Genomic DNA, 13,572 nt, shown 5'->3' with positions numbered 1-13,572 from the left:
TCAAATAAAACTAAATATTAACTAATAAAAACTCACCTATGTCAACCACAAATAAAAACGACGAAGTACCTACACTTTTAGTTAAAGATTCTCAAGGTTCGGATCTCTTATGTTTTCTTGAACAAGTAGTTCCTCTAGAAGGTAATGAATATGCACTGTTAACACCTGTAGACACTCCAGTATCTCTTTTTCAATTAATTGATGATCAAGATCCAAAGCTAATCGAGACAATTGAAAAGAATGAACCAATACTCGAGGTGGCTGATGTTGTCCTTCAAGAACATGATCTTAGACTTGTTCGCTCAGCTATCACCCTTACAGTCTCAGGCGAACTAGATGAGCCAGAACCTGAAGAAATTGAAGAAGAGGACATTGATGATGAGTCAGAAACCTATGAACTTCTTGTAAATTTTAGAGTGGACAACAATGAATATGGTCTATACATACCGCTTGATCCTTTTTTCATAGTTGGGAAACTAGAAGAGGGTGAAATAAAGCTTGTTGAAGGCGAAGAGTTTGACAAGATACAATCTGGAATTGAAGCTGAACTTGAGGAGAGGGGATTATCAGAATAAAAATACAAAAATTACTTAAACCCCATTGGAAAGTAAACGATAAAATTTCAAAAATTTCGATAAATGAATTGTTATCGAAAAATGTAAAAGCATTAATACTTGATGTAGATGGAACATTAACTTCTGGGAAAACACCAGTAATTTCAAATGATATAAAAAATTGGGTGATCAACTCTAAGAAACTATTTTATACGTATTTATTCAGCAATAACCCCTCTAGAAGTAGAATCAAACAAATTGCTGATCAATTAGATTTAGAATTCACACATTCAGGAGGGAAACCAAGTAAAAAAAGATTAAAGAAGATTTTAGATACAATCCCTTATTCAACAAATGAAATAGCAATTATTGGAGATAGAGTTTTTACAGATATTTTGGTAGGCAACAGATTAGGAATGTATACAATATTGGTAGATTCAGTAGATTATTATGGAAAAAAAATTGAGAGAAATAAATTTCAATCAATAGAAAGATTTTTGGCTAAAATTATAACTGGAGATTTGATATGAAAACTTGGGTAATAAAGATTGGCACAAGCCTTTTGAGAGGAGACGATAAATATACAACTTTTGAGATCATTAATGATTATTGTTCATACATTTCAAGAGCACAAAAAAATGGGGATAAAATTATATTAGTCTCAAGTGGTGCTGTAGGACTCGGATGTCATAAAATGAACTTCAAGTTAAGACCTAAAGAAATTATTTCTCTCCAGGCTTCTGCGGCAATAGGACAACTTCATTTAATGGCTTTGTATGAGAAGGCCATGAGTAGGTTTGGATATAAAGTTGCACAAATACTATTAACCAGGTCAGAATTGGGTTCAAGAAATAGTTATAAGTCTGCCTCGCACACACTAAAAAGATTGATTGAATGGGATGTTATACCAATAGTAAATGAAAATGATATTACCTCAGATGAAGAATTAAAATATGGAGATAATGACACTTTATCTGCATTAGTGGCAACAGCGATATCTGCCGATCAACTAATATTATTAACTGATATCGATCATCTTTACTCCTCTGATCCAAAAACAAATAGCAAAGCCAAGCCTATTAAAGATATTAATAATTCAATTGAATTAAATAAATTAGATCTAGCAAATGAACTAACATCTTGGGGAACCGGAGGAATAAAAACCAAGCTAACTGCGGCAAAGATAGCCACTGAAAGCGGGATAAAAGTTCAATTAGCAGATGGTAGAGATCCAAAAACATTAGGTAAATTACTTAATGGAAAAAAAATAGGAACAGTTTTCCACCCTCATCCCAATCCAATAGGAAATAGAAAAAGTTGGTTATCACATGCGATCAAACCAGTAGGGGAAATTCATCTAGATGATGGTGCAAGTGAAGCCATCAAAAATAAAGGAGCTTCACTGCTACTAGTTGGAGTAAAAAAAGTTAATGGGAATTTTATTTCTAATCAACCCGTAAAAGTTATCAACACCAAAGGAGAAGAAATTGCTAAGGGGATTTGCTCAATGAGCAGTGATGCTATAAAAATAGGAATCAAATCTAAATCCAAAGCAACAGGATCTCCCCTTGTTATTCACAGAGATGTTCTGGTTCTGACAAGTGAATAACTCAAATAAAAATAGTAACTTTCTCTCCCCAATTAAATCATGCAATTCAAGGAAATTGTCGAAAATCTGAAGCAAGGTCAATCCGGTGTGGTTGACTTTAATATTCAAAACAATCCAGTTATTTTAAATGCAGCCTCTTTAGAAAAAGCCAAGAAAAATGAAATCAGTTTTCTAGACAAAAATAGTCCAATAAATCTTAGAAATCTGATCAAGACTTCAAAAGCCTCTGCTCTATTACTACCAGCAAACGATACTTATATTGTTGAAATAGCAAAGAAGATTTCAGTTGATTGGATAATACTTAAAGATCCCAAGATTGCTTTTGCTGAAACATTAGACTTTCTTTATCCTTCTGAGATAAAAAGTGAAGGCATCCATCAAAGTGCAATTATCGGAGAAAATGTAAAAATCGGTGTAGATGTTTCAATCGGAGCTAATACTTACATTGGAGATAATACAGAAATTGGGGACGAGACTTATATTCATCCAGGCGTTGTTGTCTATAAAAACGTAAGCATTGGTGCTAAGAATTTAATTCACGCAAATAGTGTTATTCATTCTGGATCTAAAATTGGAAACGAATGTGTAATTAATGCTAATGCCGTTATTGGTGGTGAAGGTTTTGGATTCGTGCCTACAAAAAATGGATGGAAAAAAATGCCTCAAGTGGGCATAGTTATTTTAAGAAACAAAGTAGAAGTTGGTAGTGGGTCAACAATTGATAGACCTTCCGTAGGAGAAACCATAATTGGTGAAGATACAAAAATTGATAACTTAGTTCAAATTGGTCACGGAGTATCAACCGGTAAGGGATGTGCTATGGCTGCCCAAGTAGGTATTGCTGGAGGAGCTCAGATTGGAGACGCAGTAATCCTTGCTGGACAGGTAGGGGTAGGAAATAAAGTCAAAATCGGAGACAGAGTTATAGCCAGCTCAAAAACAGGAATCGTATCTGATATTGAGACTGGAAAAGTTGTTAGTGGATTCCCAGCTATTCCCAATAAACTATGGCTAAGGTGCTCTGCTAATTTCAAAAAACTACCTGAGATAGCAAAAACCATTCGTAAATTAGATCGAAAAAATTCCAGGTAAGTTTTTCCTTTAATTAACATGAAAAAATGAATTCTTACAAAATAACATTATTGCCAGGCGATGGAATTGGTCCAGAGATAACTAACGTCACTCATAAAATCCTTGACCTTGTCTCAAGGAAATTTGGTTTTGGGCTCAAATTCAAAGAAATGCCTTTTGGTGGATCGGCTATAAGTTCAGAGGGTGTTGCCTTTCCAGATAGAACCCTTCAAGAATGTAAAAACTCTGATGCTGTTTTATTAGCAGCTATAGGAGACCCAAAGTATGACAAATTGCCAAGGGAGAAAAGACCTGAGACAGGTTTACTTAACCTCAGATCTTCTTTAGATCTTTTCGCAAATATAAGACCAGTGAAAATAATTCCCTCCTTAACAAAAGCAAGTAGCTTAAAAGAGGAGTTTGTTAAAGAAGTTGATCTAGTAGTAGTTAGAGAACTTACCAGCGGTATTTACTTTGGTGAACCAAAAGGAAGGATAAAAACAGAAAAGGGAGAAAGGGCATTTAATACGATGACCTACACCTCAGAGGAGGTCAATCGAATAGCAGAAATTGCTTTTAAATTGGCCAAACAAAGAAATCATAAAGTTTGCTCAGTCGATAAAGCTAATGTTCTAGACGTAAGTCAGTTATGGAGAGATGAAACAATATTGGTATCTAAAAATTACAAAGAAGTAGAGCTAACTCATCAATATGTGGATAATGCAGCGATGCAACTTGTTAGGAATCCAAGCCAATTTGATGTGATACTTACAAGCAATTTATTTGGAGACATTCTTAGCGATATTGCAGCCATGCTTACTGGATCAATTGGCATGCTTCCCTCTGCGTCGTTAACCACTAATGGTCCAGGTGTCTTTGAACCTGTTCATGGTTCAGCTCCTGACATAGCAGGGAAAGACATAGCTAATCCAATAGCAATGCTTTTATCTGCTGCAATGATGTTAAAAATTGCCTTTAATGAAACACAAGCAGGGAATTATTTAGAAAATGCAATTAACGAGCTTCTGACTGAGGGTTATAGAACTTCCGACTTGATGAGAAATGAGACAGCGAAGCAGGTCAGTTGTTCCCAAATGGGTGAACTTTTAGCAAAAAAATTAAAATAATTAATTCACAAATTTAAAAACTCTTTGAATAGATTCCCTTTGATGGTCAGTCGACCTGTAAAAATAAAAAGTCAATACATAAGCGTCGATGTCAAAGCTTCACCCAGTAGTAGCTGTAACTGGTTCGTCAGGTGCAGGAACAAGCACAGTTAAAAGAGCTTTTGAGCATATATTTGCTCGCGAAAAGATTGTTCCTGCAGTTGTTGAAGGAGATAGTTATCACCGTTTCGAAAGAATGCCTATGAAGAAGGCAATGTCTGAAGCACTTTCAAGGGGTGAAAACTTTTCACATTTTGGACCAGAGGCAAATTTATTCGATAAATTGGAAGATCTCTTTAGTCAATATGGCAAAACTGGTGGTGGCCAGAAAAGATATTATTTGCATAGCCCTGAAGAAGCAGAAGAGCATAACACTCGTTTAGGAACCAAATTAGATCCAGGCCAATTCACTCCCTGGGAAGACATTCCAACAGGAACAGACCTATTATTTTACGAGGGTCTCCATGGTGGCGTTGTAGGAAAAGATTATGACGTAGCATCATTTGCTGATTTACTTGTTGGTGTAGTACCAATTACAAATCTAGAGTGGATACAAAAAATTCACCGAGATAATGCAGAAAGGGGTTACTCAGCCGAGACGATCGTTGACACGATTCTGAGAAGAATGCCTGATTACATTAATCACATATGCCCCCAATTTAGTCGTACAGATATTAACTTCCAAAGAGTTCCGACAATTGATACGTCAAACCCATTTATTTGCAGAAACATTCCAACACCTGACGAAAGTTTTGTAATTATTCATTTCAGAAAAGGTTCAAGAGAAAAATGGGGAATTGACTTCCAATACTTATTAGGAATGATACACGATTCATTCATGTCAAGTCCCACAAGTATTGTTGTTAACGGAGGAAAAATGGGATTTGCGATGGAACTTATTCTTACACCTATTATTCATAAAATGATAGAAGAGAAAAAAGCTGCAGGATAACAAATCAAATCAATTAAAGCTTATTAAATAAAGTATAATAGATAAAGCTAATAAATAATCTTGATTAGTATATTATTTACTTTGATACTTTTATATTTCCTGTCTTCTATTTCTATAGAAGACAAAAACACACTACTAATAAGTGAAAATAAATTAATATTATTCTCTATTTCAGGTTTTCTTTATTTGTTATGCATTGGCATAACAAATAAAGGGATAGATATTAAATGGTTATTAATAAATAATTCTTTATCAATGATTATTATCTTTCTAATTATGTATTTTATCAGTTGTATAAGTTATAAAATTTTAGGAGTAAATTCATTAGGGATGGGTGACATAAAACTCTCATCTTTTAGTACAATATGGCTTGGTATTGAATTGAGTTTTTTATCATTATGCATTTCATTCCTACTCTCAGCTATATATAGTTTAAGTGGAAAACTTACAAAAAGATTTAAGCCATTACAACAGTATCCTTTCGCACCATTCCTCTCAATTGGGATATTTTGTTCTTGGATTATAGATAAGATTTAAACTTTCTAACACCTTTAATGGGACTTAGGGTACTAAATTAAATTCAATCACTAAATAGCTGTGTCATTATTCGACTGGTTTGCTGATAGAAGAAAAGAGCAATTTGTTGGCAAAGTAACTCAGGAATCTGAAGAAAGTGATGGACTATGGGAAAAATGTCCAGAATGTGGCCAAGTTGTTTATAGAAAAGATTTAATAGATAATTGCAGTGTCTGTAGCAACTGCAATCACCACAATCGGATAGATAGCGAAGAGAGAATAAGACTAATCACTGATCCAAGCACATTTAAATCAATCAATAATCATATAACTCCCGTTGATCCTCTCGGGTTCAAAGATCGAAGAGCTTACGCAGATAGACTGAGAGAAAGTCAAGCAAGTACTGGACTCAAAGATGGTGTGCTGACAGGTACATGCGAGGTAGATTCTATTCCCATGGCATTAGCCGTAATGGATTTCAGGTTCATGGGTGGTTCAATGGGATCTGTTGTGGGAGAGAAAATTACACGGCTCATAGAACATTCAACCAAAGAAAAATTACCATTACTAATTGTTTGTGCATCTGGTGGTGCTCGAATGCAAGAAGGGATGCTAAGCCTGATGCAAATGGCAAAGATTTCAGGAGCACTAGAAAGACATAGAGATGCTCAATTGCTTTATATGCCTTTACTTACCCATCCCACCACTGGGGGAGTTACCGCTAGTTTTGCCATGCTTGGAGATTTAATCCTTGCTGAGCCAAAAGCACTGATTGGATTTGCAGGGAGAAGAGTAATTGAACAAACATTGAGAGAAAAACTGCCAGATAATTTCCAAACCGCAGAATATCTTCAAGATCATGGCTTCGTAGATACCATCGTACCTAGAACAGAACTTAAAGAAACTTTGGCAAAGATACTTCGGCTACATAAGACAAAAAAAAGCAATGTGACAAACTAATGATTAAAATACATCAAAAGATAAAAAATAAAATTGAAATTCTCTTAAAAACATTAGTGGTAATGTTAATAATTTTATTCAATAAAACAAATATAGTATATGGAGCCAATATTAATTGGATTGAAGTGAGTAAAACGCCTACAGGGATGCAATATTTAGACAGAGAAAATATTCATATTAAAGAAAAAGGAATAATAGAATTAACCACAAAATACCTAAAAATCGATCCTTCTACGTCAAAGAAAATAGAAGAGAATGTTTATATAATGAACATCAATTGTTTAACCAATAAATTTAAAGATATTTCAGTTAATGGTAAAAAGAAATTAACCACAAAATGGGAAGACCCTAACGGAGATAAACTACTTGATGATGTGATTTCATATGGATGCGAAAATGCTTAAACTCATTAATTATTCAAAAGAATGATCAATTCAGATCATCCTCTCCGCATAGCCATTGCAGGACTAGGTTTCGGTGAAAGTGTTCATATTCCTGCATCATTGTCAAATAAGAATATAGAGCTAGTGGGTTTGTGGCATCCTCGGCCAGAAAGGCTTAAAGAAGCATGCAATAAGAACAATCTTCGTGCTTATGAGACCTGGGAAGATCTAGTCAATGATTCCGAAATAGATGGAATAATAATAGCTACGCCACCAGCCCCCAGATATGAACTGGCACTTGAGGCAATTAAAGCTGGAAAACATCTTTTACTAGAAAAGCCAACTTGCTTAAACTCTGACGAGGTAAAAGAGCTTCAAAGAAATGCGCTCCAAAGAAATCTAAAAATAGCTGTCGATTACGAATATCGAGCGGTTCCTCTGTTCATGCAAGCAAAGCGAATGATTAACGATAAGAAATTAGATGAACCTTATCTTGTAAAACTAGATTGGCTAATGAGTAGCAGAGCAAACCCCGATAGGCCATGGAATTGGTATTCAGATAAAGATTCTGGTGGAGGGGTCTTGGGCGCTTTAGGTACACATGCTTTTGACATGATTCATTGGCTAATTGGTCCAACTCATTCTTTGAGCGCAATAAATTCAACTTCAATCAAAGAGAGAGTTTGTACACAATCAAAAACCACTAGGAAAGTGACAAGTGAAGATGTAAGTATTTCTCAACTACAAATAAAAAGTATTAATAACAATTTGATTCCAGTCCAGGTAAATCTCTCTGCAGTTACAAAACAAAGCAGGGGTTTTAGTCTGGAAATATATGGGAGTAATGGAACTCTTGTGCTTAGCAGCGACAACCAGAACGATTATGTCCATGGATTTGGTTTGTGGTACTCAAACAAAGGAGAGGTGCTTAAAAATATTCAACCAGATTCAGATCTTTCCTTTTCAAAAACTTGGACTGATGGACGAATTGCTCCAGTAGCAAGAATACAAAGCTGGTGGGCTCAAAGCATAAAAGACGGTACACCTGTTATCCCAGGCTTAGCTGAGGGATTAGCCAGCCAAAAAGTTTGCGACAAGGTCCATGAATCAAACTCAATAGGTATGAAGCTTGAAATCAATTAAAGAAATTCACCAAAAAAACAAAAAACAATTTTTTAGGTGTAACAAGCCACAAAAAGGGCCGTTGATATGGAATAATCTTAAGGAAATTTTTGTTGCATAAATGGCACTCTCGTACTACGCAGAAGAACTAAAGAAAACAGCAAGTGCCATAGCCCAGCCAGGCAAAGGGATTCTTGCTGTTGACGAATCAACCAAAACAGTAGGAAAAAGACTTGCTTCAATAGGTGTTGAGAACACTGAGGACAATAGAAAAGCCTATAGAGGTATGCTTTTCACCACAGAAGGTCTAGGAAACTTCATAAGTGGAGCAATTCTTTTTGAAGAGACTCTTTTCCAGAACCATCCAGATGGTGAGCCAATGGTTAAAAAACTTGAGAAGCTTGGAATAATCCCAGGAATCAAGGTTGATAAAGGTCTAAGACCATTAGCTGGTGGACACGATGTAGAAACTTTTTGTTCAGGTTTAGACGGCCTTGTTGAAAGAGCTGCTGATTATTACGAGCAAGGTGCAAGATTTGCTAAGTGGAGAGCAGTACTTCAAATTACAGATGATGGTTGTCCTTCTAAACTTTCCATAAGAGAAAATGCTTGGGGGTTAGCAAGATACGCTAGATCAGTACAAGAATCTGGATTGGTCCCAATTATTGAACCAGAAATCCTTATGGATGGTTCGCATTCAATCGAAAAGACAGCAGCAGTTCAAGAAGAAGTAATTAAAGAGGTTTATCTGGCTTGCCAGGTTAATGGTGTACTTCTAGAAGGAACTCTTCTAAAGCCATCCATGACAGTACAGGGTGCTGACAGCTCTACAAAAGCTGATCCACAGCAAGTTGCTGAAATGACAATCCGCACAATGGAACGCTGTGTACCAGCGAGTGTTCCTGGGATTACTTTCCTTTCAGGTGGCTTGAGCGAGGAAGCTGCGTCAGTTTATTTAAATCTGATGAATAAAATCGACAGAAAAGCTAAGTGGAATGTTTCATTCTCATATGGTCGTGCTCTACAACATTCATGTCTAAAAGCATGGAAAGGCTCAAATACTGCTGATGGACAAAAAGCACTTATAGCAAGAGCTCAAGCAAACTCTGAAGCATCAAAAGGATTATATGTTGCTGGTTCTCAACCTTCTTCTGACGAACAACTATTTGTAGCGGGATACAAGTACTAAGCAAAATGCTAATAAAAAGCTGCTATCACTCGTTTTGATAGCAGCTTTTTTTAATGCCTTGATTTATAAGTTCAAGAAAGAAGCGTACCAAGAATTGATTTGCCATCAATATTCCCTAAAACATCATCACAAGCTCTTTCAGGGTGTGGCATCATCCCCAAAACATTTCCCTTTTTATTTGTAATTCCAGCAATATCATAGATTGATCCATTTGGATTTTTAGCGTATCTAAGAGCCACCGAATCATCATCCTGCAATTTTTTCAACACGTCTGAGCTACATTGATATCTCCCTTCTCCATGAGCTATAGGTAGTGAAATAGAATCATGTTTTTTATAATTTTTCATCCAAGTTGATTTTGTGCTTTCAATAGATAGATTTGCTCTATCACAAATAAAATGAAGATTTTTATTTCTTGTCAAAGCTCCTTGTAGGAGACCAAGTTCAGTAAGTATTTGAAAACCATTACAAATACCAAGAACTTTTCCTCCTTTGTCAACAAAAGGTATTAAAGAATTTAAAACAGGTGCAAATCTTGCTATTGCTCCACAACGTAAATAATCTCCATAACTAAACCCCCCTGGAATGACAATTGCGTCATAACCGTTCAAATCAGTAGTTTCATGCCATAAAAAACTTGTAGAAATCCCAAGACAACCTTCAGTAGCCCATCTGACATCCCTGTCGCAGTTAGAGCCAGGGAAAACAATTATTCCGATATTCATTTTTTTAGTTAGTAGCTAATTTCTGTTCATCCTTAAACTCCAACGTCCAATCCTCAATTACGGGATTTGCAAGCAATCGATCACTCATTAATTCAATCTTCGATCGTGCATCTTCCTTATTTGCAGCTTCGATTTCAAGTTCAATAGATTTACCAATTCTTAGCTGCGTAACACCATCAATTCCTAATCTCTTAGTAGCTGACCTAGTAGCCTCTCCCGCGGGATCTAAAACTGAAGGTCTTAAATGAACAAAAACTCTTGCTTTAAATAGAGACACTTTTAAAAATTAATCGAATTTTTTCCTTCTTCTTGGTTAACCCAAGGGAAAAGGCTAGAAATTTATTGTAGAGAATATCTGAAAAATTTTCTAATTGATATTTTCTTTTTGTTCACTTATTAGTCCCTTGCCTAAGCATGTCAGACAAGTGTGATAACAATTTGGGCTAGATTTCATATAACCATTACCACCACATTTATTGCAGTTACTTATCTTCAAAGTATTGGGAAGACTCTGAACATGATTATTCTGGGTGGTGGATACTGCATTACTCACAACAAAAAGTCGGGTTAGAAACTCTTAAAATTTGATATAAGAGAATTATCTCTTAACTCTCAAAGAATCGCGGAAATACACAAAAAAACAACCTATTTTTAATATAAATATAATAATTTGAACCGACTGATTAAAAGGAACGCTCAATAGCTTTTTTAACTCCGCCTTTAAGACTCAGACAGACCAAATCAAGCCCAGACCTAGAAGGTCTCCAAGAATCATCATTCGAGCTTTCAAACCATGAATTAAATCTAGATCCAACCATTTGGATCTGAAGAGGCAAAGCTTTACCCTCTATCCAGCATCTCCCTTTTAATCGAAGGATTTGATATTCCGGAACAAGTTTAACAAGTAGTTTTTTTAATACATCATGCTCAATTGGGAGTTCAAATCTTAAATGCTCACTGATTACATCAACGTGGTCATGGCCGTGGCCGTGGTCGTGGTCGTGGTCGTGGTCGTGGTCGTGGTCATTTTGATTAAGACCATAAATATCATATTGATCACTGCTAAGGCCGAGAATCAATGAAGGTTCAATTTCCCCATTAGATATTGGCAGGATATTAGTAAAATGATTTCCCTGCTTTTTAACCTCATTCCTAACCGAAGAAAAATCTTTTGCAGAGAGCAAATCATACCTACTAATCAGAACGAGATCAGCAGAAATCAATTGGTCCCTAAAAAGCTCATTTATTGGAGTTAAGTGGTCAACACTATTATCATTCAATATTTGTTCATTAATACTTTTTATATCAGCTACGGGATTACCCTTTGAGAGTGCATATCCATCAACTAATGTTACAACTCCGTTGATAAAAACCTTACCTCTTATTGCAGGCCAATTTAGAGCCTGCAATAAAGGCTTTGGCAATGCAAGACCACTGGTTTCAATAATGATTCCATCAAGCTGATTTGATCTAAGGAGCAAAGCTTCCATTGCAGGAAGGAAGTCCTCTTGAACAGTGCAACATAAACAACCATTATTCAATTCAACTATTCTTTCATCTACTTCATCATTAGTGCAAAAACCACAGTTTTTAAGAAGGTCTCCATCTAAACCTACTGTCCCGAATTCATTAACAACTACTGCTAGACGTTGATTACCTTCACTTAAAAGATGTCTCAAGAGTGTTGTTTTACCAGAGCCTAAGAATCCTGTAACTACCGTAACTGGTAGACGACTACCACTCATTTTTATTTTTTTTTGAAAATATCAACAACCAAGACTATAGCTGGTATCCTCGCCAGTCTTTGAATTTGCTCCGGAAGCCATAGAACATAATTCTTTTTGCTGTATTCGACTGATTACTGCATCAGTAAAATCAGCTCCGTCTATAAGTGCATCTGTGAAGGTGCTTTCCATCAATAATGCACCATTGAAGTCGACATCCCTTAAGTCAGCACCCTCAAAATCAGTTGCATACGCCAATGCGTCATTAAGCTGCGCACCATGCAAATCTGCTCCATTTAATTTACTATTATTAAAAACTGCTCCAGTAAGATTGGATTCACTAAAGTTTATTCCTTTCAGATCTAGTTTTACGAAATCATTCCCACTTAAGTCCTGGCTAGACATATCTTGAGAAATATTGAGTTCTTCTTGATTGCGAATCTCAGCAGGCGTTCTAGCAAAGACACTTTCAACAGGGAATATAAAAACAAAGATAAGTAATACAGAAAAAACAATTGTTTTAAAATCAGAGATGAAAGAAGTTTTTTTGTTCATTGGAGCTTAAAAGGACTTTTAACAGGTAATTTAATTATTCACGTTATGGCAAATAAGGCCAAGAATGAATCATGTCAATGAGCTTAAGAGTAATAGTTCCTCCTCACCCACTCTTATCACATTGGTTAACTGTTTTAAGGAACCCTACTACCCCAGAAATTCTTTATGCAACAGGCCTAGAACAAATTGGCACCTGGCTCACTTATGAAGCTCTGAGAGATTGGATCCCTAGCAAAAAAGAGCAGATCACTACTTCAAAAGGAACCACTGAATGCTCGATTATTGATCCAGACATCCCAATTTTAGCAATTCCATACTTGCCTGCGGGGCTTGAGCTCTTTAGAGGTGCTAGGAATTTAATTCCGAATTCAAATTTATGTATTGGCGGGCTACCTATAGAAATCGAGGAAAATGCAGGAATTATATTTTATATAGATCAAATAACAACCGGTAAACAACTTTTAGAAGATTTAAATCATCTTAAAAAAAATAAAATTGATTCAAGAAGGATAAGAGTGATTACAGTATTAGCCGCTAATCAAGGTCTTAAAGAAATCGGCGAAAATATTCAAGATTTAAATATTTATTGTGCTTGTATAGATCCTGAATTAATATCGGAAAGTGAACTATCGCCTGGAATTGGTGATCCATCATTACGTATCAAAACCAGAGTCACCTCATCGGACTAGCATTTAAAGAAGTTATTCAAAGTTATGAGCCAATACCGAGACTCAAATTCAGGAAGTTTGGCATCATTAATTAGTGGTGCCGTACTAGGAGCTGCAGGCCTGGCTTGGTGGTTACTTTCTGAAGCCGAAAAAAGGCAAGAAACTAGAAAGCAAAAAGCAATGCTTTATGCACCAAGAATTCAAGATGGATCTGAGGCAACTGAATTAGAATCAAATACTCTAGGGAATCAAAGTAATGAGCACCTTGAGCAACGTGTTGAACAGCTTAATTCGGCCATAGCAGACGTACGTAAACAATTAGAGGAGCTGGGATCTTCTAATTAATTCTAATTTTTAAACAATTAATATAAAAATCAA

Annotated in this window: 17 protein-coding genes; 13 read left to right on the top strand and 4 right to left on the bottom strand. The window is 35.9% G+C overall.

The genetic code is table 11. The features are described from left to right. The first annotated feature begins 38 nt into the window (after nucleotides 1-38). From AC6EI2_RS01035 to AC6EI2_RS00985, 11 genes are all read left to right on the top strand, one after another. Nucleotides 39-575 carry a DUF3727 domain-containing protein gene (locus tag AC6EI2_RS01035; RefSeq protein WP_498462584.1) on the top strand — a complete coding sequence of 179 codons (537 nt, stop codon included), beginning with the start codon at nucleotides 39-41 and terminating at the stop codon, nucleotides 573-575. Then, nucleotides 563-1,084: a YqeG family HAD IIIA-type phosphatase gene (locus AC6EI2_RS01030; RefSeq protein ID WP_498463443.1), complete on the top strand. Its 522-nt coding sequence runs from the start codon at nucleotides 563-565 to the stop codon at nucleotides 1,082-1,084. The genes AC6EI2_RS01035 and AC6EI2_RS01030 overlap by 13 nt, the downstream gene beginning before the upstream one ends. Next, on the top strand, nucleotides 1,081-2,163 hold the full coding sequence (proB, locus tag AC6EI2_RS01025; RefSeq protein WP_498462583.1) for a glutamate 5-kinase: 1,083 nt from the start codon (nucleotides 1,081-1,083) through the stop codon (nucleotides 2,161-2,163). The genes AC6EI2_RS01030 and proB overlap by 4 nt, the downstream gene beginning before the upstream one ends. A 39-nt stretch (nucleotides 2,164-2,202) precedes the next feature. Then, nucleotides 2,203-3,255, top strand: coding sequence for a UDP-3-O-(3-hydroxymyristoyl)glucosamine N-acyltransferase (gene lpxD / locus AC6EI2_RS01020; protein ID WP_498462582.1), 1,053 nt, complete (start codon nucleotides 2,203-2,205; stop codon nucleotides 3,253-3,255). A gap of 26 nt (nucleotides 3,256-3,281) precedes the next feature. After that, on the top strand, nucleotides 3,282-4,361 hold the full coding sequence (gene leuB / locus AC6EI2_RS01015) for a 3-isopropylmalate dehydrogenase (protein ID WP_498462581.1): 1,080 nt from the start codon (nucleotides 3,282-3,284) through the stop codon (nucleotides 4,359-4,361). Between the two features lie 88 nt (nucleotides 4,362-4,449). Beyond that, nucleotides 4,450-5,352 carry a phosphoribulokinase gene (locus tag AC6EI2_RS01010; RefSeq protein ID WP_269612712.1) on the top strand — a complete coding sequence of 301 codons (903 nt, stop codon included), beginning with the start codon at nucleotides 4,450-4,452 and terminating at the stop codon, nucleotides 5,350-5,352. Nucleotides 5,353-5,412: 60 nt separating this feature from the next. Further along, nucleotides 5,413-5,889, top strand: a complete 477-nt coding sequence (locus AC6EI2_RS01005) for a prepilin peptidase (protein WP_498462580.1) — start codon at nucleotides 5,413-5,415, stop codon at nucleotides 5,887-5,889. A 60-nt stretch (nucleotides 5,890-5,949) separates the two neighbouring features. Beyond that, complete coding sequence (gene accD / locus AC6EI2_RS01000) at nucleotides 5,950-6,828, top strand: acetyl-CoA carboxylase, carboxyltransferase subunit beta (protein ID WP_498462579.1); 879 nt, start codon at nucleotides 5,950-5,952, stop codon at nucleotides 6,826-6,828. Then, entirely contained in the window at nucleotides 6,828-7,232 is a 405-nt protein-coding gene (locus AC6EI2_RS00995) for a hypothetical protein (protein ID WP_498462578.1), read from the top strand. The genes accD and AC6EI2_RS00995 overlap by 1 nt, the downstream gene beginning before the upstream one ends. Nucleotides 7,233-7,253: 21 nt before the next feature. Continuing rightward, the gene (locus AC6EI2_RS00990) at nucleotides 7,254-8,354 is read left to right on the top strand and encodes a Gfo/Idh/MocA family protein (protein WP_498462577.1); all 1,101 of its coding nucleotides are present in this window, start codon (nucleotides 7,254-7,256) and stop codon (nucleotides 8,352-8,354) included. A gap of 100 nt (nucleotides 8,355-8,454) precedes the next feature. Continuing rightward, complete coding sequence (locus tag AC6EI2_RS00985; protein ID WP_158466423.1) at nucleotides 8,455-9,522, top strand: class I fructose-bisphosphate aldolase; 1,068 nt, start codon at nucleotides 8,455-8,457, stop codon at nucleotides 9,520-9,522. Nucleotides 9,523-9,593: 71 nt separating this feature from the next. On the opposite strand, the gene purQ is transcribed toward AC6EI2_RS00985, so the two are convergent. The 4 genes from purQ to AC6EI2_RS00965 form a co-directional block, all read right to left on the bottom strand. Then, entirely contained in the window at nucleotides 9,594-10,247 is a 654-nt protein-coding gene (purQ, locus tag AC6EI2_RS00980; protein ID WP_498462576.1) for a phosphoribosylformylglycinamidine synthase subunit PurQ, read from the bottom strand. Between the two features lie 4 nt (nucleotides 10,248-10,251). Beyond that, nucleotides 10,252-10,524, bottom strand: a complete 273-nt coding sequence (gene purS / locus AC6EI2_RS00975) for a phosphoribosylformylglycinamidine synthase subunit PurS (protein WP_498462575.1) — start codon at nucleotides 10,522-10,524, stop codon at nucleotides 10,252-10,254. 406 nt (nucleotides 10,525-10,930) lie between these two features. Further along, nucleotides 10,931-11,992: a cobalamin biosynthesis protein CobW gene (gene cobW / locus AC6EI2_RS00970; RefSeq protein ID WP_498462574.1), complete on the bottom strand. Its 1,062-nt coding sequence runs from the start codon at nucleotides 11,990-11,992 to the stop codon at nucleotides 10,931-10,933. Nucleotides 11,993-12,013: 21 nt separating this feature from the next. After that, nucleotides 12,014-12,526: a pentapeptide repeat-containing protein gene (locus AC6EI2_RS00965; RefSeq protein WP_498462573.1), complete on the bottom strand. Its 513-nt coding sequence runs from the start codon at nucleotides 12,524-12,526 to the stop codon at nucleotides 12,014-12,016. Between the two features lie 71 nt (nucleotides 12,527-12,597). Between AC6EI2_RS00965 and AC6EI2_RS00960 the strand changes: the two genes are divergently transcribed. Then, the gene (locus tag AC6EI2_RS00960) at nucleotides 12,598-13,215 is read left to right on the top strand and encodes a uracil phosphoribosyltransferase (protein ID WP_498462572.1); all 618 of its coding nucleotides are present in this window, start codon (nucleotides 12,598-12,600) and stop codon (nucleotides 13,213-13,215) included. 24 nt (nucleotides 13,216-13,239) lie between these two features. Continuing rightward, nucleotides 13,240-13,539 (top strand): hypothetical protein, encoded by a 300-nt coding sequence (locus tag AC6EI2_RS00955; protein ID WP_498462571.1) that lies wholly within the window; start codon nucleotides 13,240-13,242, stop codon nucleotides 13,537-13,539. Nucleotides 13,540-13,572 lie beyond the last annotated feature (33 nt).

This window comes from Prochlorococcus sp. MIT2302 (genome assembly GCF_059772385.1).
This window is presented reverse-complemented; position numbering and strand designations above follow the sequence as displayed.